This is a genomic window from Streptomyces lomondensis (assembly GCF_014651035.1).
GTDB classification, from domain to species: Bacteria; Actinomycetota; Actinomycetes; order Streptomycetales; family Streptomycetaceae; genus Streptomyces; species Streptomyces lomondensis.
In genome coordinates this window covers 301,032-320,897 of sequence record NZ_BMWC01000002.1, presented here as the reverse complement: position 1 = coordinate 320,897, position 19,866 = coordinate 301,032, and the positions used below count along the sequence as shown (strand labels likewise).

13 protein-coding genes are annotated in these 19,866 nt (G+C 71.5%); 7 read left to right on the top strand and 6 right to left on the bottom strand.

The features are described from left to right. Positions 1 to 18 precede the first annotated feature (18 nt). Positions 19 to 3,216, bottom strand: coding sequence for a tetratricopeptide repeat protein (locus IE255_RS08855; RefSeq protein WP_190049632.1), 3,198 nt, complete (start codon positions 3,214 to 3,216; stop codon positions 19 to 21). A 237-nt stretch (positions 3,217 to 3,453) separates the two neighbouring features. Here IE255_RS08855 and IE255_RS08850 point away from each other — a divergent pair, with 237 nt between their 5' ends. From IE255_RS08850 to IE255_RS08830, 5 genes are all read left to right on the top strand, one after another. Further along, the gene (locus tag IE255_RS08850; RefSeq protein ID WP_190049631.1) at positions 3,454 to 5,487 is read left to right on the top strand and encodes a thioredoxin domain-containing protein; all 2,034 of its coding nucleotides are present in this window, start codon (positions 3,454 to 3,456) and stop codon (positions 5,485 to 5,487) included. Between the two features lie 132 nt (positions 5,488 to 5,619). Further along, on the top strand, positions 5,620 to 6,897 hold the full coding sequence (locus IE255_RS08845) for a glycosyltransferase (RefSeq protein ID WP_190049630.1): 1,278 nt from the start codon (positions 5,620 to 5,622) through the stop codon (positions 6,895 to 6,897). Then, the gene (locus tag IE255_RS08840) at positions 6,894 to 8,543 is read left to right on the top strand and encodes an ArnT family glycosyltransferase (RefSeq protein WP_190049629.1); all 1,650 of its coding nucleotides are present in this window, start codon (positions 6,894 to 6,896) and stop codon (positions 8,541 to 8,543) included. The genes IE255_RS08845 and IE255_RS08840 overlap by 4 nt, the downstream gene beginning before the upstream one ends. Beyond that, entirely contained in the window at positions 8,540 to 9,733 is a 1,194-nt protein-coding gene (locus IE255_RS08835) for a glycosyltransferase (protein ID WP_190049628.1), read from the top strand. Before IE255_RS08840 ends, IE255_RS08835 begins: the two co-directional genes overlap by 4 nt. After that, positions 9,730 to 12,141: a galactose oxidase family protein gene (locus IE255_RS08830; protein ID WP_190049627.1), complete on the top strand. Its 2,412-nt coding sequence runs from the start codon at positions 9,730 to 9,732 to the stop codon at positions 12,139 to 12,141. Before IE255_RS08835 ends, IE255_RS08830 begins: the two co-directional genes overlap by 4 nt. Here the strand turns inward: IE255_RS08830 and IE255_RS08825 are convergent. From IE255_RS08825 to trhA, 3 genes are all read right to left on the bottom strand, one after another. After that, entirely contained in the window at positions 12,132 to 12,863 is a 732-nt protein-coding gene (locus IE255_RS08825; protein WP_190049626.1) for a Mut7-C RNAse domain-containing protein, read from the bottom strand. The genes IE255_RS08830 and IE255_RS08825 overlap by 10 nt on opposite strands. Before the next feature lie 33 nt (positions 12,864 to 12,896). Next, positions 12,897 to 13,523, bottom strand: a complete 627-nt coding sequence (locus tag IE255_RS08820) for a TetR/AcrR family transcriptional regulator (protein WP_190049625.1) — start codon at positions 13,521 to 13,523, stop codon at positions 12,897 to 12,899. A gap of 107 nt (positions 13,524 to 13,630) precedes the next feature. Beyond that, entirely contained in the window at positions 13,631 to 14,344 is a 714-nt protein-coding gene (trhA, locus tag IE255_RS08815) for a PAQR family membrane homeostasis protein TrhA (RefSeq protein WP_190049624.1), read from the bottom strand. Positions 14,345 to 14,672: 328 nt separating this feature from the next. On the opposite strand from trhA, the gene IE255_RS08810 reads away from it, so the two are divergent. Continuing rightward, entirely contained in the window at positions 14,673 to 16,502 is a 1,830-nt protein-coding gene (locus IE255_RS08810; RefSeq protein WP_190049623.1) for a phosphoenolpyruvate carboxykinase (GTP), read from the top strand. A gap of 714 nt (positions 16,503 to 17,216) precedes the next feature. Then, positions 17,217 to 17,945, top strand: a complete 729-nt coding sequence (locus IE255_RS08805) for a hypothetical protein (RefSeq protein ID WP_190049622.1) — start codon at positions 17,217 to 17,219, stop codon at positions 17,943 to 17,945. A 100-nt stretch (positions 17,946 to 18,045) separates the two neighbouring features. On the opposite strand, the gene IE255_RS08800 is transcribed toward IE255_RS08805, so the two are convergent. Together IE255_RS08800 and IE255_RS08795 are read right to left on the bottom strand one after the other, a co-directional pair. Beyond that, entirely contained in the window at positions 18,046 to 18,468 is a 423-nt protein-coding gene (locus IE255_RS08800) for an SCO4983 family protein (RefSeq protein WP_190049621.1), read from the bottom strand. 112 nt (positions 18,469 to 18,580) lie between these two features. Beyond that, positions 18,581 to 19,792, bottom strand: a complete 1,212-nt coding sequence (locus IE255_RS08795; RefSeq protein ID WP_190049620.1) for a pyridoxal phosphate-dependent aminotransferase — start codon at positions 19,790 to 19,792, stop codon at positions 18,581 to 18,583. Positions 19,793 to 19,866: the final 74 nt, after the last annotated feature.

The following is a 19,866-nucleotide window of genomic DNA, read 5'->3' as shown; positions in this document are numbered from 1 at the left end:
TTTTGGACGCGAGGGTGGTCACGCCTTCCCGTCCACGGCGACCCCCATCACCTCCCGCGCATGCCGGCTCGGCGTCATCCCCAGCCCCCAGGCCTGCCACCCCGCCTCCAGGCTCACGCCGCGCTCCAGCAGCAGTGCCCAGGCGTCGACGTAGTCGGCGAGCTTCTCGTCCCGCAGGGGATGGCCGGCGCGGGACAGCTGGGACAGTTCCTCCTGGGCGACGGCCGTGCCGACCTCCACGCCGCCCGGGGCCGCGTAGGGCAGGAGCGTGCAGCGCAGGAAGCGGGCCCAGTCCTCGCCCCGGCGGTCGCCGTACGACGTGAAGAGATCGACGGCCTCGTCGCACAGGGCCAGCGCCTGCTGGGTGCGGGCGTTGCCCGCGTCCACGACCGCCAGTTCCAGGCAGGTCCACGCCTCGCCGTGGGCGACGCCGATGCGCTGGAAGTCGGCGCGGGCGTCCACCAGGAGCTGGCGGGCGAAGCCCGAGTTGCGCAGGGAGCCCGTCTGGGCCGCCCGCTGGTCGCGGGTCACCCGCGCCGAGTGGTGGCGGGCGCAGGCCAGGCCGTACACGTCCCGCATGCGGGAGAACATCGTGCGCGAGCGTTCCAGTTCGCGGACCGCCTGGTCCAGGTTGCCGGTCTCCTCCAGGGCCTGGCCCAGGTAGTACAGGGTCCACGCCTCGCCCCGCGCGTCCTCGTTGTCGCGGTGCCGGGCCGCCGCCCCGCGCAGCTCCTCCACGGCCGGGGACGCGTCACCGGCGACCAGCAGGGCCCGGGCCAGCTGGGTCAGGGCCCAGGCCTCGCCGCGGGCGTCGCGGGTCCGGCCGTACAGGTCGAGGGCGGCGCGCAGCTCGGCCTCGGCGCGCGGGACGTCGCCCATGCGCAGGCCCAGCTGGCCGAGCTGGAAGTGGGCCCAGGCCTGGCCGTGCACGGACTCGCCCTGGCGGTGCAGGACCAGCGACTCGGTCAGCAGGTCCAGCGCCTCCGCCAGCCGGGCCCGGTCCCGCTCCACCGCCGCGAGGGCGTGCATCGTCCACGCCCGGTCCGTCGCCAGCGCGGGGGCGGCCTGGAGGGCCAGGGCCTCGCGGAGCTTCGCCGACGCCTCCGTCAGGTTGCCCTGGTGGTGCAGGGTGATGCCGAGGGAGCACAGGGCGCGGGCGGCCCCGGCGTCGTGGTGCGCCTCCCGGTACAGGTCGACCACCGAGGCCAGGGTCGTACGGGCCTTGTCCAGCTCGCCGAGCTGGCGGGCCGCGATGCCGGTGCGCCACTGCACCGAGCGGACGAGCAGGCCCTCGTCGACCGCCTGCGCGAGTTCGCTGATCTCGCCCAGGCGGTAGAGGTCGCCGCGCAGCAGGCAGTAGTCGCACAGGGCGCCCAGCAGGTTCAGCACGGCCGCCTGGTTCACGCCCTCGGCGTGCCGCAGCGCCGCCGTGATGAAGCTCGACTCGTCGTCCAGCCAGCGCAGCGCCTCGTCGAGGGAGGTGAAGCCGTAGGGGCTGAAGCGGTTGGTGCGGGTCGACATGTTGCCGTCGACCATGCGCAGCACCGAGTCGGCCAGCTCGGCGTAGTTCACGATCAGCCGCTCCTGCGCCGCCGTGCGCTCGGCGGGTTCCTCCTCGTCGAGGAGGCGGGCCTGGGCGAAGGCGCGGACCAGGTCGTGCAGCCGGTAGCGGTTGCCCCGGACGTGGTCGATCAGGCCCGCACGGGACAGCGCCTCCAGGTGACGGGCCGCCTCCGCCTCGTCGGTGGCCAGCAGCGCGGCGGCCGCGGCGACGCCCAGCGAGGCCCGGCCGGCCAGGGCCAGCCGGCGCAGCAGCCGCCGTACGGTCTCGGACTGGTCGCTGTAGCGCAGCCACAGGGCGCGCTCGACCGGCTCGACCGGGCCGTACGCGTCGAGGTCGGTGGCCAGGGCGCGCGGGGAGCGCGGGCCGAGGCAGGAGCCCGCGATGCGCAGCGCCAGGGGCAGTCCGCCGCACAGCTCCCGGACCCGGTCGGCGGACTCGGCGTCGTACGGCCCGGAGCGGTCCTGGGCCGCCGCGCCGAGCAGTTCCTCCGCACCCGCCGCGTCCAGCGGCTCCACGGCCAGCTGGTGCACCCGCGCGGGCAGGTCGGACAGCTCCAGCGGGCGCCGCGCGGTCACGAGCACGAGGCTGTCGGACCGCTCCGGGACCAGGGCGCGGATCTGCTCGGCGTCCGCGGCGTCGTCGAGGACGACCGTGACCGGCAGGCCGGTCAGATGCTGGTGGTACAGCTCGCTGAGCCGTTTGACCTGCTGGTCGGGGGAGGAGCGCTCGCGGAACAGCAGTTGCTCGCGGGGCGCGCCGAGCCGGTTCAGCAGGTGCAGCAGGGCGTCGCGGGTGGGCAGCGGCGACTCGCCCGGGCCCTCGGCGCGCAGGTCGACGACGCAGGCGCCGCGGAAGTAGTCCTTCAGATCGTGCGTGGCGTGCACCGCGAGGGTCGTACGGCCGCTGCCGGGCGTGCCGTGCAGGACGACCACGGTCGGCTGGGTCTCCGTGCTCGCCCGGGCCGCCTGCACCCACTGCCGGATCTGCGCCAGCTCCTGCCGCCGCCCGGCGAACGGCTTCGCCGGTTCCGGCAGCTGCCCGAAGGACTGCGTCAGCACATTGCGCCCGCGGGCCGCCGCGCTCTTGTCGGCGCCCCGCAGCCGCGGCCCCGTCTTCTTCGGTCCGGTGGAGGCGGCGAGGACCCGCTGCTGGTCCAGGAACGGCCGGATGCCCCGCACCTCCAGCGCCGTCAGCCACTGGAGCCGCAGCTGTTCCGGTCCGCCCGGCTGGCTCGCGGCTCCGGCGCGGCGGTGCGCGGCCGGCAGATGGGAGCCGACCACCTTCACCACCGTCGCGGCGGCGCCCACGACGCCGACCGTGACGCCCGCGCCCAGCGCCGTGCCGGTGCCCGTGCCGAGGGCCATGTCGGCGACGACGGCCGCGACCGCCGCGACCCCGGCCACCAGCAGCGGCGTCCCGGCACCCTCCCGGGCGTAGCGCTGCCCGAAGGTCAGCTGCCCGGCCGCGGCCTCGTCCAGGGCGCGCGTGTAGGCCTCGTACTCCTCGGACGCGCTCCGCGCCATCACGTCGAGCGCCCCGCGCGCCCGCGCGAGCAGCACCTTCCCGTCGGTGCGCCCGCCCGTGCGGCGCACCTCCTCCTCCACGGCCCGCACCAACAGCCGCTCGGCCTCCGCCCGATGACTGTCCCGCATGTCACGTCCCCCTCCGGCGGCAACGGCGATCCTCGGTGGTCCCTCGGTCGTCCCTCGCTCGTTGTCTCGGTCGTGTCGTGGTCAAGTGTGCTGCGGACGGCGCATCGGGGCGAGGGGGCGTGCCCGGCACGATTGTGTGAAGACCCGGGTGGGCCGGTGTGCCGCGCGCCCGGCGGCCGGGCGTCCCGTGCGACGCCTGACGCGTGGCGGGCGGGGTACTGCGGCAGGATGGGAACCATGCCGAACCGACTGGCGCACGAGACGTCCCCCTACCTCCTCCAGCACGCCGACAACCCCGTGGACTGGTGGCCGTGGTCGGCCGAAGCCTTCGAGGAGGCCCGTAAGCGGAACGTGCCCGTGCTGCTCAGCATCGGCTACAGCAGCTGTCACTGGTGTCACGTCATGGCACACGAGTCCTTCGAGGACCAGGAGACCGCCGAGTACCTCAACGCGCACTACGTGAGCGTGAAGGTCGACCGCGAGGAGCGGCCCGACGTCGACGCCGTGTACATGGAGGCCGTGCAGGCGGCGACCGGGCACGGCGGCTGGCCCATGACCGTCTTCCTCACCCCGGACGCCGAGCCGTTCTACTTCGGCACCTACTTCCCGCCCGCTCCCCGCCAGGGCATGCCCTCCTTCCGGCAGGTGCTCCAGGGTGTCCACCAGGCGTGGGAGGACCGGCGGGACGAGGTCACCGAGGTCGCCGGGAAGATCGTCCGGGACCTCGCCGGGCGGGAGATCTCCTACGGCGACGCCCAGACCCCCGGCGAGCAGGAACTCGCGCAGGCGCTGCTCGCGCTGACCCGGGAGTACGACCCGCAGCGCGGCGGATTCGGCGGGGCGCCGAAGTTCCCGCCGTCCATGGTGCTGGAGTTCCTGCTGCGCCACCACGCCCGGACCGGGGCCGAGGGCGCCCTCCAGATGGCGAGTGACACCTGCGAGCGCATGGCCCGCGGCGGCATCTACGACCAGCTCGGCGGCGGCTTCTCCCGCTACTCCGTCGACCGCGACTGGATCGTGCCGCACTTCGAGAAGATGCTGTACGACAACGCCCTGCTGTGCCGGGTGTACGCGCATCTGTGGCGGGCCACCGGGTCGGAGCTCGCGCGCCGGGTCGCGCTGGAGACCGCCGACTTCATGGTGCGTGAACTGCGCACCGTCGAGGGCGGGTTCGCCTCCGCGCTCGACGCCGACAGCGACGACGGCACCGGCAGGCACGTCGAGGGCGCGTACTACGTGTGGACGCCGGAGCAGCTGCGCGAGGTGCTCGGCGAGCAGGACGCCGAACTCGCCGCCCAGTACTTCGGCGTGACCGAGGAGGGCACCTTCGAGCACGGCCAGTCGGTCCTCCAACTGCCGCAGCAGGAGGGGCTGTTCGACGCCGAGAAGGTCGCCTCCATCCGCGAGCGCCTGCTCGCGAGGAGGGCCGAGCGGCCCGCGCCCGGCCGGGACGACAAGGTCGTCGCCGCCTGGAACGGACTCGCGATCGCCGCGCTCGCCGAGACCGGCGCCTACTTCGACCGGCCCGACCTCGTCGAGGCCGCCCTCGCCGCCGCCGACCTGCTCGTCCGGCTGCACCTGGACGAGCAGGCCCGCCTCACCCGCACCAGCAAGGACGGCCACGCCGGTGCCAACGCCGGTGTCCTGGAGGACTACGCCGACGTGGCGGAGGGCTTCCTCGCGCTCGCGTCCGTCACCGGGGAGGGCGTCTGGCTGGAGTTCGCCGGGTTCCTCCTCGACCACGTCCTGGCCCGCTTCACCGACGAGGAGTCGGGCGCCCTGTTCGACACGGCCGCCGACGCCGAGCGGCTGATCCGGCGCCCGCAGGACCCGACCGACAACGCCGCGCCGTCCGGCTGGACCGCGGCGGCCGGCGCCCTGCTGAGCTACGCCGCGCACACCGGTTCCGAGCCCCACCGCACGGCCGCCGAGCGGGCCCTCGGCGTCGTCAAGGCGCTCGGGCCGCGCGTGCCCCGCTTCATCGGCTGGGGGCTCGCCGTCGCCGAGGCCGTGCTGGACGGGCCGCGCGAGGTCGCGATCGTGGGACCGGCCCTCGACGACGAGGGCACCAGGACCCTGCACCGCACGGCGCTGCTGGGCACCGCGCCCGGTGCCGTGGTCGCCGTCGGCGCCCCGGAGAGCGACGAGTTCCCGCTGCTCGCGGACCGTCCACTGGTCGGCGGTGAACCGGCCGCCTACGTCTGCCGTAACTTCACCTGCGACGCCCCGACGACCGAAACTGACCGGTTGCGTGCGGTCTTGAGCGACTGAATCCGCGAATCAACGGAAACACGCTCTTTATCGGAACAGCCCCCAGACTTCACAGTTCCCCCTTAATCTCTGCACAGTGTCGCGACGGACGGGACGGTCGCGACGGGGGGTCTTGGATCTGGGGGGATCTGTTTGCTGACGTCTGTCTTCATCGCTGCCGTTTCACTGGCCCTGTTCTGGATGGCGGCGTTCACGCTGTGGTGGCAGATGCACGCCTGGCGCACGCCGGAAGTGCTCGCCTCCACCCGGTTCAGCAGTCCGGACGGGGACGAGCACGTCTCCTTCTCGCTGCTGCTGCCCGCCCGGCACGAACAGGCGGTGCTGGACCACACGATCCAGCGGCTGCTGGAGTCGAGCCACACCGGCTTCGAGATCATCGTGATCGTCGGGCACGACGACCCGGAGACCACCGCCGTGGCCGAGCGGGCCGCGGCGCGTGATCCCCGGGTCCGCGTCGTCGTCGACACGCACGAGAAGAAGAACAAGCCGAAGGCCATGAACACGGCGCTGCCGCACTGCCGCGGCGACGTCGTCGGCGTCTTCGACGCGGAGGACCAGGTCCACCCCGAGCTGCTCGCGCACGTCGACCACGCCTTCCGCACCACCGGCGCCGACGTCGTGCAGGGCGGGGTGCAGCTGATCAACTTCCACTCCAGCTGGTACAGCCTGCGCAACTGCCTGGAGTACTTCTTCTGGTTCCGCTCGCGGCTCCACCTGCACGCGCAGAAAGGTTTCATTCCGCTCGGCGGCAACACGGTCTTCGTCCGCACCGGCGTCCTGAGGGAAGCCGGCGGCTGGGACCCGAACTGCCTCGCCGAGGACTGCGACCTGGGCGTGCGCCTGTCCAGCGTCGGCAAGAAGGTCGTCGTCGCCTACGACTCCGACATGGTGACCCGGGAGGAGACCCCGGGCTCGCTGATGTCCCTGCTGAAGCAGCGCACCCGCTGGAACCAGGGGTTCCTCCAGGTGTACCGGAAGAAGGACTGGAAGCAACTGCCCACCCTCGGGCAGCGGCTGCTCGCCCGCTACACCCTGATGACGCCGTTCATGCAGGCCTTCACCGGCCTGGTCATCCCGCTGAACGTGGCGATCGCCCTGTTCCTGGACGTGCCCGTCGGCATCGCCTTCATCACCTTCCTGCCGGCCGTCACCGCTCTGGTCACCTTCGTCTTCGAGATCGTCGGACTGCACGACTTCGGCAAGCAGTACGGGCTGCGCGTGCGGTTCGCGCACTACCTGAAGCTGATCGTGGGCGGCCCCTTCTACCAGGTCCTGCTCGCCGGGGCGGCCGTCCGGGCCGTGTGGCGTGAGCAGCGCGGCCGCAACGACTGGGAGCTGACGACGCACGTCGGCGCGCACCTCACCCGGGCCGAAGCGAGCCGTGAGACCCGAGAGGACGTTCCCGCGTGACCTCCACCCTTCCCGCGGTGACCCCTGTGAAGGTCCCCGCGCAGCGACGGCCTGTGTCCGGCACCGGTGCGCACCGCCGCGTGGAGCCGCCGAGCCGGCTGCGCTCCTCCCGGTCCGACCTGCTCCTGTGCGGTGTCCTCCTCGTGGCGATCCTCGTCGTGCAGGGCTGGAACATCGCCGACTACCCGGCCCTCAGCGACGACGAGGGCACCTACCTCGCCCAGGCCTGGTCGGTCCAGCAGGGCAACGGCCTCGCCCACTACACCTACTGGTACGACCACCCGCCGCTGGGCTGGATCCAGATCGCCGTGCTGACCTGGATACCGGCGCTGATCAGCCCCGAGTCGATGACGGTGGGCACCATGCGCGCCGCGATGCTGCTGATCAGCGGCATCAGCGCCGTCCTCGTCTACGTGCTGGGCCGCCGCCTGGCGCTGCCCCGCTGGGCGGCCGCGCTCGGCATGGTGTTCTTCGGCCTCTCGCCGCTGGCGGTCGTCCTCCAGCGGGAGATCTTCCTCGACAACCTCGCGGTGATGTGGACGCTGCTGGCCTTCACGCTGGCCGCCTCCCCGAGCCGCCACCTCTGGCACCACTTCGGCGCGGGCATCGCGGCCGCCACGGCCGTGCTCACCAAGGAGACGATGCTCGTCGTCCTGCCCGCCCTGTTCCTCACCATGTGGCGGCACAGCCACAAGGACACCCGCAAGTTCGCCCTCACTGGAGCCGTCACGGCCTGCGCCCTGATCGGCTTCTCGTACCCGCTGTTCGCCCTGCTGAAGGGCGAGTTGCTGCCCGGCGCCGGGCACGTCTCCCTCTGGGACGGCGTCAAGTACCAGATGACCAGGCCCGGTTCGGGCTTCATCCTCGACCAGGGGTCCGGCTCCTGGGGCGTGCTCCAGTCGTGGCTGTACTACGACAGGATCCTGCCCCTCGGCGGCCTCGCGGGCGCCCTGCTCCTGCTCGCCACCTGGCGCTGGTCGGTCACCGCCCGGGCCCTGGCCGGACCGGCCCTGGCCGTCGCGATCTTCGCCGCGCTGGCGCTGCGCCCGAACGGCTACCTGCCCGCGATGTACGTCATCCAGGCCCTGCCGTTCCTCGCGCTGGTCCTCGCCGGAGGAACCGCCTCCGTCGCCCACGCGGTGCTGAGCCGCTGGCGCTCCGAGGCGGAGAAACGCTACGTCAGCGTGGGCCGGTACGCGCTCGCCACGGTTCTCGCCCTGGCCGCCGGCGCCTACGTCGTCCCGCACTGGTACGACGGCGCCCGCACCGCCGTCACCACCGACGCCAACGCCCCCTACAAGGCCGCCTCCAAGTGGCTGGCCACCGAGGTCGAGAACCCGGAGCGCACCCGGGTGCTGGTCGACGACGCCCTCTGGCTCGACCTCGTCCACCAGGGCTACCGGCCCGGGCTCGGCGTCATCTGGTTCTACAAGGCCGACCTGGACCCGGCGGTGACGAAGACGATGCCGCGCGGCTGGAAGGACCTGGACTACGTCGTCGCCTCGCCGACCGTGCGGCGCGACGCGGCCGACCTGCCCAACGTCAAGGCCGCCATGGAGCACTCGGAACCGGTCGCCACCTTCGGCACCGGCGAGGACCGCATCGAGATCCGCCAGATCCAGACGTCCGCCGGAGGCGCGCGATGAGCCAGGAGTCCACCGTCCCCGGAGAGGTCGTCGAGACCGCCGAGATCCCCGAACCGGGCGCCGTCACCATCGTCGTACCGACGTTCAACGAGTCGGCGAACGTACGGCAGTTGCTGCGCCAGATCACCGAGTCCGTCCCGGCCCGGCTGCCCTGCGAGGTCCTGTTCGTCGACGACTCCACCGACGACACACCCGCGGTCATCGAGAAGGCGGCGCAGGACTGCCCGTTCCCGGTGACCGTGCTGCACCGCGAGGAGCCGGTGGGCGGGCTCGGGGGCGCGGTCGTCGAGGGGCTGAAGGCGGCCACCTCGGACTGGATCGTCGTCATGGACGGCGACTGCCAGCACCCGCCGGCGCTCGTGCCCGACCTGGTCGCCACCGGCGAGCGGGCGAACGCCGGGCTGGTCGTCGCCTCCCGGTACATCAAGGGCGGCAGCCGGGCCGGGCTCGCGGGCAGCTACCGCGTGGCCGTCTCGCGCGGGGCGACCTGGCTGACCAAGGCGCTCTTTCCCCGTCGGCTGCACGGCATCAGCGACCCGATGAGCGGCTTCTTCGCGATCCGCCGCAGCGCGGTCACCGCCGAGGTCCTCCAGCCGCTCGGCTACAAGATCCTCCTCGAACTCGCCGTCCGCAGCCGCCCGCGCGCGGTCACCGAGGTGCCGTTCGTCTTCCAGGACCGGTTCGCAGGCGAGTCCAAGTCGACCGCGCAGGAAGGCTTCCGCTTCCTGCGCCATCTGGCCGGGCTGCGCGCCGCCTCGCCGGTCGCGCGCATGATCGGCTTCGGCCTGATCGGGCTCACGGGCTTCGTCCCGAACCTGCTCGGCCTGTGGGCGCTGACCGCCGTCGGCATGCACTACGTACCGGCGGAGATCCTCGCCAACCAGCTCGGCGTCGCCTGGAACTTCGTGCTCATCGAGCACCTGCTGTTCCGCGAGCGGCGCCGGCACCGGCGCTGGTGGGACCGGGCCGGGCGGTTCGCGCTGCTCGCCAACGCCGATCTGGTGCTGCGCATCCCGCTGATCGCCGTGTTCGTGCACCAGCTGCACCTGGGCGTGCTGTCCGCCACCGCGCTCGCGCTGGTCACGACGTTCGTCCTGCGCTTCGTGGCCACCGAAGCGCTGGTCTACCTGCCGCGCCGGGTCCGTGAGGAGTCCGTGCGCGACGGCCGCACCGCGAGGAGAGCCGTGTGAACCTTCGTCGCAGAACGACCGCGCTCCTGTCCGTGGCGGGCCTCACCTCGGGCCTGCTGCTGACCGCACCCCAGCCCGCCTCCGCCGCCAACCTCATCAAGAACCCGGGCTTCGAGACCGCCGGCACCGGTGACATGCCGTACTGCTGGGAGAAGTCCGGCTGGGGCGACAACGACTTCGCCTTCACCACCACGGCCGACGCGCACTCCGGGGCCAAGGCCATGAAGGTCGAGCTGACCCGCCGCGTCGAGGGCGACCGCAAGGCGCTGATCACCGAGTCCGCGGAGTGCGCCCCGGTGGTGACGCCGGGCAAGCAGTACGACCTCGGCCTCTGGTACAAGACGACGACCCCGGACGCGGCGATCACGCTGTTCCGGCACGACACGACGGCCGGCTGGCAGTACTGGACCGACCTCAAGACGCTGGACTTGGCGGGCACCTGGACCGAGGCCACGGTCCGCACCCCCGAGGTCCCGGCCGGCACCGACCGCATCTCCTGGGGCGTCTCCGTCTACGGCACCGGCTCTGCCACCACCGACGACTACACGATGGACCAGGTGCCCGACCCGGTTCTGCCACCGCAGTGCACCGGCACGGCCGAGCAGTGCGCCAACGGCAAGTGGGACGTGCTCCCGACCCAGAACCCGGTCCGCTCCATGCACTCCGTCGTCCTGCACAACGGCAAGGTGCTGCTGATCGCGGGCTCCGGCAACGACGAGTCGATGTTCGAGGCGGGCACCTTCACCTCGGCGGTCTACGACCCGGAGAAGGGCACCTACAAGGTCATCCCCACGCCGAAGGACATGTTCTGCGCCGGGCATGTGCAGCTCCAGGACGGGCGCGTGCTGGTGATGAGCGGCAACAAGGGCTACCCGACGGCGGACGGCCGCGTCGGCTACCAGGGCTACAAGGACTCGTATGTCTTCGACCCGGAGACGGAGACCTACTCCAAGACCAACGACATGAACGACGGCCACTGGTACCCGTCGGCCACGATCCTCGGCAACGGTGACGTCATCTCCTTCGGCGGGCTGCGCGAGGACTCCACCGGCTCGGTCGCCGCCGAGCTGTTCTCCGAGGCGGAGCAGCAGTGGCAGCCGCTGTGGAAGGTCAACCAGACCTGGTCGTACTGGGGCCTGTACCCGTCGATGATCCTGATGCAGGACGGCCGCCTCTTCTACTCGGGCAGCCACGTCTTCGGCAACAACATCCCCGGCACGGGTTCGGCGATCTACGACTACGGCGCCAACACCGTCACCCAGGTCCCGGGCCTGCGGAACAAGGACGAGCGCGACCAGTCGGCCAGCGTGCTGCTGCCTCCGGCGCAGGACCAGAAGGTCCTCACCCTCGGCGGCGGCAACATCGACTCCAACCCGGAGGCGAACCGCCTGACCGACATCATCGACCTCAAGCAGCCGAACCCGTCGTACGTGGCCGGGCCGCCGATCCCGCAGGGCACGGTCGACCTCGGCAACGGGCCCGTCCCGCAGACCGGGAACCAGGGCAAGATGTACGTCTCCGCGGTGCTGCTGCCCGACGGCAAGGTGCTGGAGACGGGCGGCGCCCTGCACAACCGTGCCAACCCGGTCTACGAGACGTCGATCTTCGACCCCGCGTCGGAGACCTTCGACCCGGTGGCCGTCGACCCCGAGGCGCGCGGTTACCACTCCTCGGCGTTCCTGCTGCCCGACGGCCGCGTGATGACCACCGGCGACAACCCGGGCAACGGCTCCTGGAACCACGACGTGTCGGTCTACAGCCCGCCGTACCTGTTCAAGGGCCCGCGCCCGCAGATCACGTCCGTCATCGACACCGAGTGGACCTACGGCGACACCCAGCGGATCACCGTCGACCGGCCCATCGCCAAGGCCGAGCTGATCCGCCCGGCCGCCGTGACGCACTCCTCCGACCCGAACCAGCGGTTCGTGGACCTGCCGCTGTCGGTCGACGGCAACAACGTCGACCTGAATGTGACGAGCAACCCCGACCTGGCCCCGCCCGGCTGGTACATGCTCTTCGCGGTCGACGCCAACGGGGTGCCGTCGGTGGCGAAGTGGGTGCACCTTGAGGGCCCGCAGGCCCTCACGGCGACGGACGCCTCGGCCCATGTCCACGACTTCGCGGACGCGCCGGCGGGCAAGGTCGCGGGGCCCGGCAAGAAGCGCACGTCGCAGAAGGTCAGCCCGACGATCTCCGGCTGCGACCGCCACTACGGCTCGGCCAACGTCTGCGTGCCGACCGACTTCCCGGCGGAGGTGAAGAAGTCGACGGCAGCCCGCTGTGAGTGGCTCAAGGCGAACGACTACGGCCGCCTGAAGGTCAACGGCAGGGACGACCCGCTGGGCCTGGACCGCGACAGGGACGGCATCGCCTGCGGGAAGGGCGATGTGAGGAAGGGTCAGCGATGACCGCGTGAGTCTGCCAGGGCGCGTTCCACGATGGCCTCCAGCTGCTCGTGGTGCGCGCCCTTCCAGTACGCCCGGCCGCACGCGGTGCACTGCGCGAACACGTCGTACGTCGCGTGCGTGCCGTGTTTCAGCTGGTCGGCGACCTCGTCCTTGGTCGCCTTGCGCAGCACCCCGTTGCAGGCCGTGCAGCGCGTCCACGGCAGCAAGTCGGGCCGGAACCGGTCCAGGACGTCACGCAGCTGCTCCTCGGGACGGGTGCTGTAGACGAACGCCCCCGCCCACAGCTCGCGGCGCCGCAGCAGCCCCCGGTCGCGGCTCAGCATGACCCGCTGCTCGGCCGCCGAACGCGCCGCGAGGGCCGGGTCGCCGATGTCGGTCGACTCGTACGCCGTGTCCACGCCGAGGAGGCGCAGCCGGCGGGCCAGTGTGCCGAGATGGACGTCGAGGAGGAAGCGGAGGGGAGCCCCGGGCACCCGCTGCGGGCGTACGACGGTCCGTACCGTCACCGCCTCCCCGGACGCCGGGACGTGCGAGACGGGCACCTCGCGGCCGTCCACGACCAGCGCGCCCACCTCGGTCAGCGGCACGCCCAGCGACTCGATGACATGGCCGAGGCTGGAGACACCGTCGGTGGTGGCCCGCACGGCGCCGTCCCTGCGGGCCCGGGGGACGAAGACGTGCAGCTCGGGCGCGAACTCGACGCGGATCTCGGGACCGTTCACCTGGTCAGGATGACACGGCGGCGGGCGCCGGCCTCAGGGTTTTCCGGTCGGCAGGCCGTGTTCCAGGACGTCCAGGGCGCGGTCGACGAGGTCCCGGATGTCGTCCCGGTGGCCGGTCTCGGCCCAGTAGTGGGAGACCTCCAGCAGGCCGCCCAGCACCGACATGGTGAAGACCCGCAGCTCCAGGCTGTCGGGGTCGAGCCCGGAGCGCTCGGCGAGGCCTGCGCGGAGCAGCCGGCCGGTCGCCGCCATGCTCTCCATCATGCGGGCGCGGACGGCGGGCACCTCGACCCCGAGCCGCATCCGCAGCCGCGTCACCTCGGGCTCCTCGGCGAGGCTCAGGTCGAGGGCCGTGCGCATCACGTGCCGCATGACATCGGCCCACGACTCGTCCGACGGCCGGGTCCGCAGCTCCTCCAGCATCACCGGGTCCCACTCGTCGGTGATGACGATGTCCTCCTTGGCCGGGAAGTACCGGAAGACGGTCGACGGCGACACCTCGGCGCGGTCGGCGATCTGCTCGATCGTCGTGGCGTCGTAGCCCTGCTCCTCGATCAGCGCGTAGGCCGCGGCGCGGATCGCCCGGCGGGTCTTGATCTTCTTCCGCTCCCGGAGACCCAGCTGAGGGCGGTCGGCGGGGGTGGTGCGTGGGGCCGTCATGAAGGTCATTCTCGGGCATCAGGGGTCGGGCGAGGATGTGATAGCGAGCATGAAGGCGGCAGAAAGGGCCACGGCTCGAAGCCGTGGCCCTGAGGGGGCGGGAAGGGTCACCCGTGCTGGTATGCCACCAGTGAGATCCCCACGTAGTGCGCGATGAAGGCCGCCAGGGTGAGGGAGTGGAACACCTCGTGGAAGCCGAACCAGCGCGGTGACGGGTTGGGCCGCTGGATCCCGTAGACCACGCCGCCCGCGCTGTAGAGCACGCCGCCGACGATGATCAGGACCAGGACGGCGATGCCGCCGGTCCGCATGAAGTCCGGCAGGTAGAAGACGGCCGCCCAGCCCATCGCGATGTAGCAGGGCGTGTAGAGCCAGCGCGGGGCGCCGACCCAGAAGACGCGGAAGGCGATCCCCGCGACGGCCGCCGCCCAGATGCCCCACAGCAGCCACCGCCCCTTGGCCTCCGGCAGGAGCAGCATCGTCAGCGGCGTGTACGTGCCCGCGATGATCAGGAAGATGTTGGAGTGGTCCAGCCGGCGCAGGACGCCGTCCATACGGGGGCTCCAGTCACCCCGGTGGTACAGCGCGCTCACGCCGAACAGCATGCAGGCGGTCAGGGCGAAGATGCCGCACGCGATGCGTCCTCTGGTCGAGTCGGCGAGGGCGGTCAGCACCAGGCCCGCGACGAGGACGGCCGGAAACATGCCGAGGTGCAGCCAGCCGCGCAGCTTGGGCTTCACCGGGTGCGGCAAGGAGAGCGCCTGCGGACCGCGGCCGTCGGCCGGCGTGTCCGTGGGCGCGTCGGGGGCGAACGCAGTCATGGCCGAATGGTAGCTACGGAACCGTAAGTGACCTATCAGTCCGTCGGATTGGACGACTAAGAGTGGCCATCCTCTCACCGGAGCCGAATGATGGTTACGCAAATGGACGGTCAGGTGAACCCAATGTGCACGTAAAGCGGCGTGAGAAACCGTGGCGATCCTCACGTTGCTCACCTGTGCGCTCCTCTGGACAGATGGGCACATGCGTCGGATGATCAAATGAGTGCGGTCGGCACCGGATGAGCGCCAAGATCCACCGTGAAGCATCCGGGTCGCAGCCCCCACGGGGCCTCCACATCACCAAAAAATCCCTCATTTAGGAGCAATCGTGGCGCGCGACATCGCGGCTCCCACCGTCCCCACCAGTCATCAGGGGCTGGTCTCGTGGGTCAACGAGATCGCAGAACTGACGCAGCCGGACAACGTGGTCTGGTGTGACGGATCCGAGGCCGAGTACGAGCGACTGTGCGAGGAGCTCGTCCAGAAGGGCACCTTCCGGAAACTCGACCCGATCAAGCGCCCCCACTCCTACTACGCGGCCTCCGACCCCAGCGACGTCGCCCGCGTGGAGGACCGGACGTTCATCTGCTCCGAGAAGGAGGAGGACGCGGGCCCCACCAACCACTGGAAGGCCCCCGCCGAGATGCGGGAGATCTTCCAGGGCTCCGGGGGCGAGGGCGGCCTGTTCCGCGGCTCGATGCGTGGCCGGACCATGTACGTCGTGCCCTTCTGCATGGGCCCGCTCGGCTCGCCGCTGTCCGCGATCGGCGTCGAGATCACCGACTCGGCCTACGTCGCCGTCTCCATGCGCACGATGACCCGCATGGGCCGGGCCGTCCTGGACGAGCTCGGCGACGAGGGCTTCTTCGTCAAGGCCGTGCACACCCTGGGCGCCCCGCTGGAGCCCGGCCAGGAGGACGTCCCCTGGCCCTGCAACACGACCAAGTACATCTCGCACTTCCCCGAGGACCGCGAGATCTGGTCCTACGGCTCCGGCTACGGCGGCAACGCCCTGCTCGGCAAGAAGTGCTACGCCCTGCGCATCGCCTCCGTCATGGCCCGTGACGAGGGCTGGCTGGCCGAGCACATGCTCGTCCTCAAGCTCACCCCGCCGCGCGGCGAGGCCAAGTACGTCGCCGCGGCCTTCCCGAGCGCCTGCGGCAAGACCAACCTCGCCATGCTGGAGCCGACCATCCCCGGCTGGACCGTCGAGACCATCGGCGACGACATCGCCTGGATGCGCTTCGGCGAGGACGGCCGGCTGTACGCCATCAACCCCGAGGCCGGTTTCTTCGGCGTCGCGCCCGGCACCGGCGAGCACACCAACGCCAACGCGATGAAGACGCTGTGGGGCAACTCCGTCTTCACGAACGTGGCGCTGACCGACGACGGTGACGTGTGGTGGGAGGGCATGACCGAGGAGCCCCCGGCCCACCTCACGGACTGGAAGGGCAACGACTGGACGCCGGAGTCCCAGACCCCGGCCGCCCACCCCAACGCCCGCTTCACCGTCCCGGCCTCGCAGTGCCCGATCATCGCGCCGGAGTGGGAGGACCCCAAGGGCGTGCCGATCTCGGCGATCCTCTTCGGCGGCCGCCGTGCGACGGCCGTACCGCTGGTGACGGAGTCCTTCGACTGGAACCACGGCGTCTTCCTCGGCGCCAACGTGGCCTCCGAGAAGACCGCCGCCGCCGAGGGCAAGGTCGGCGAGCTGCGCCGCGACCCCTTCGCGATGCTGCCGTTCTGCGGCTACAACATGGGCGACTACATGGCCCACTGGATCGACGTGGCCAAGGACAAGGACCAGTCCAAGCTGCCGAAGATCTACTACGTCAACTGGTTCCGCAAGGACGACGAGGGCAAGTTCGTCTGGCCCGGCTTCGGCGAGAACTCCCGCGTCCTGAAGTGGATCGTCGGCCGCCTGGAGGGCACCGCGGAGGGCGTCGAGACCCCGATCGGCATCCTGCCGACGAAGGACGCCCTCGACACGAACGGCCTGGAGCTGTCCGACAGCGACCTGGACTTCCTGCTCACCGTGGACAAGGAGGTCTGGCGCGAGGAGGCCGCCCTGGTCCCCGAGCACCTCAACACCTTCGGCGACCACACGCCGAAGGAGCTGTGGGACGAGTACCGCGCGCTGGTGGAGCGCCTGGGCTGAGGCCCACCCCCGAACTCCGCGGCCGGCTGGAACCGACAGTGCCCTGACCAGCAACATCGTCACGGCCGGCCGCGGAACGCACTGGCGGGGCCCGCACAACGGCGTGCGGGGTTCCGGGCCCGTCGCCGCCCTCCGTCCGCCCCGACGGAACCCGGCGGCGACAGGCTCACTCCCGCCCGCTTCGGCGCGGCCCGCCCAGCGGGCTCACGAACGTGCCGATGGATGACCGAGCGCTCCGGCCGACGACCCACGCCGACCGGAGCGCTCGGGCGCTCCCGGAGCGGTACGTCGATCCCGCGCGGGCGCAGGGCGCGGCGCACGCCTACCCAGAAGTGGGGCGCAAGCCCCCGATCAACGCTGTCGTTTGATGAGGTATGCCGCGGCCAGGCAGGCAAGAGCGATGACGGCGAGGACCGCTGCCGTCGTCATTCCGCCGGGAAGGCTTCCGCCACGGGCCAGATACCAGTAACTCTCGTGCCGAACCAACAGGACGGCAGCGGTGCCGGAGCCGTACAGTTCACGATTTAATCGCGACACTTCGTCTCTCCTCGCCCACACATTCCGTGGGGTGAGCCGGGCGACTCACCCCATGGGACGTTTTTGTCCGGTTACCCCACGGCACTGCTCGCAAGCTGACCCGCGTCGAACGGGGTCGTAGTAGCGGTGGCCCATCTTGTACAGGCCGGTCGGGTCCAGGTACGTGCCCGCGTAGCGGTGGGGCTAAGGGACGGCCTCGGTGGTGGTGCCGCGGAGCAGTGGGTCGAACTCTTCCTGGCCCCGCACGCGTTGTTGGCCGACCCCGCCGACGCCTGGCTGCCGCCCGGTGCCCGCGGCCTGGTCGTGCGGCTCGATCCGGTCACCGGTTTCCTCCGGTCCGCCACGCTCCACGACGACCGCGGCCCCCTGGCCACGGCCAGGGTCGGCGAGCTCGGCGTCCACGACGTGCGGTCGTCGGCCGAGGCGGGGCGGGTGGTGGCGCGTATGGCCAGGACCCTGGTGGATCCCGTCCGGCTGTCGGCCGATGTCGTCGTGGAGGCCGACCCGCACGAGGACCTCTCCTTCACGGCCGAGCCGTCGGCCCGCTCCCGGACGGCCTCGCTCGGCGGGCACCGCCTGACGGTGACCGGAGACTGCGCGCTGGACGGGACGAGCCCGTTGGCGGCCCGGCCGGCCGAACTGCTCGCACCGGCCCGGATCGTGTCTCATCCGGCACAGGTCGCGGCCGTGTCGGCGACCTCCGTCCGGGCCGGCGTCCGTCCGCTGCGCACCTTCCCGTTCAGTGCCTGGGCCCTGGACAAGAGCCTGACGTGCGGCTTCACGATCGCCCCGGAGGCGGGCGTCCTGGTGCGGGCGGAGGCGGCGGCGGACGGCCACGTGGTCTTCCGCCACGTCGTCACCGCCCTCGGCGCTCCGGCGGACCGGCTCGCCCCCGCCCGCGCGTAGCCGCGGGCGGGGGCGAGCCGGGGTGATGGTTTGTGGCGCCCGGTCCGCGCGTCGCTGCGGGTGCGCGCGGACCGGGGCCGTCGGGGGAGCCCGGGTGGGCTCAGCGGGACGCGAGTTCGCGCGGCTCCAGAGCCGCGGTGTGGGCGTCCATCCGCTCGGCGGCCAGGATCGCGGCCGCCGTGTCGGCGCGGGAGGCGGCGACGACCAGCGCGCGGCCCGCCAGGGCGTGCGCCCGCCGGTGCAGGGCGGTGGCGTTCTTCTCGCGCCGGGCGCCGGTCATGGGCGCGCGAAGCGGCGTACGCCCTCCTCGCAACCGGCCCACCTGTTCCGCGAGCCGCTCCGCCGCGGTGTCCAGGTCGGCCGAGCGCTCCCTCGCGCGCAGCTCGTCCGTGACGGCGAGCAGGGCGGCGAGATGGCCCGCGAGCTGGATGTCCAGCTCTTCCTCACGGGAACGGTGGGGGAAGTCCGGGTTGGGGCCGTCCACCGTGCTGTGGACCGACTTGGTGCGGATCGGTTCGTACATGGGAGGGCCTCCTGAGTGCTTGCAGGAAGCCATCCTAGCTTAGATTTCGTCTAAAGTTGAGTTGTTCACAAACCCGGACTGGGTGCACACGCAGGGTGAGGGAGGCGTCCGGTCAGGGCTGGCTGTAGCCGTCCAGGAAGTGCCCGATGCGCCCCACGGCGTCGCGCAGGTCCCCGACCGTCGGCAGGGTCACCACGCGGAAGTGGTCCGGCTCCGGCCAGTTGAAGCCGGTGCCCTGGACGACCATGATCTTCTCGCGCCGGAGCAGGTCCAGGACCATCCGCCGGTCGTCCTTGATCTTGAAGACCTTGGGGTCGAGGCGCGGGAAGAGGTACAGCGCCCCCTTCGGCTTCACGCAGGTCACGCCGGGGATCTGGGTCAGCAGCTCGTACGCCACGTCCCGCTGCTCGCGCAGCCGCCCGCCCGGCAGGACCAGGTCGTTGATCGTCTGCCGCCCGCTGAGCGCGGCGACCACGCCGTGCTGTCCCGGCATGTTCGCGCACAGGCGCATGTTCGCCAGGATCGTCAGGCCCTCGATGTAGGAGTCGGCGTGCGCGCGCGGCCCGGAGATCGACATCCAGCCGACCCGGTAGCCGGCCACCCGGTACGCCTTCGACATGCCGTTGAAGGTGAGGGTGAGCAGGTCGGGGGCGACGGCGGCGGTCGGGGTGTGCGTGGCGCCGTCGTAGAGGATCTTGTCGTAGATCTCGTCCGAGCAGACCAGCAGGTTGTGGCGGCGGGCGATGTCGGTGAGCCCCTTGACCATCGCCTCGTCGTACACGGCCCCGGTCGGGTTGTTGGGGTTGATGATCACGATCGCCTTGGTGCGGTCGGTGACCTTGCGCTCGACGTCGGCCAGGTCCGGCATCCAGTCGGCCTGCTCGTCGCACCGGTAGTGCACGGCGGTGCCGCCGGACAGGGAGACGGCGGCGGTCCACAGCGGGTAGTCGGGCGCGGGTACGAGCACCTCGTCGCCGTCGTCCAGCAGGCCCTGCATCGCCATCACGATCAGCTCGGAGACGCCGTTGCCGATGAAGACGTGCTCGACGTCCGTCTCGATGCCGAGGGTCTGGTTGTGCATCACGACCGCGCGGCGCGCGGCCAGCAGTCCCTTGGCGTCTCCGTATCCATGCGCCGACGACACGTTCCGGAGGACGTCCTCCAGGATCTCGGGCGGGCACTCGAAGCCGAACGCCGCCGGGTTGCCGGTGTTCAGCTTGAGGATGCGGTGACCGGCGGCTTCCAGCCGCATCGCCTCCTCGAGCACCGGGCCCCGGATCTCGTAACAGACGTTGGCGAGCTTGGTCGACTGGATCACCTGCATGTCTGGGAGCTTACGGCCCGGTATCGCGTCACGGGCCGTGTTTTCCGCCACGTGAGACGCGGCGGTTTGGGCGG

Coding starts and splice junctions, on each gene's coding strand:
- IE255_RS08855 (WP_190049632.1), bottom strand. CDS start 3,216: ATGCGGGACAGTCATCGGGCGGAGGCCGAGCGGCTGTTGGTGCGGGCC.
- IE255_RS08850 (WP_190049631.1), top strand. CDS start 3,454: ATGCCGAACCGACTGGCGCACGAGACGTCCCCCTACCTCCTCCAGCAC.
- IE255_RS08835 (WP_190049628.1), top strand. CDS start 8,540: ATGAGCCAGGAGTCCACCGTCCCCGGAGAGGTCGTCGAGACCGCCGAG.
- IE255_RS08820 (WP_190049625.1), bottom strand. CDS start 13,523: ATGACGGCCCCACGCACCACCCCCGCCGACCGCCCTCAGCTGGGTCTC.
- trhA (WP_190049624.1), bottom strand. CDS start 14,344: ATGACTGCGTTCGCCCCCGACGCGCCCACGGACACGCCGGCCGACGGC.
- IE255_RS08800 (WP_190049621.1), bottom strand. CDS start 18,468: ATGTACGAACCGATCCGCACCAAGTCGGTCCACAGCACGGTGGACGGC.
- IE255_RS08795 (WP_190049620.1), bottom strand. CDS start 19,792: ATGCAGGTGATCCAGTCGACCAAGCTCGCCAACGTCTGTTACGAGATC.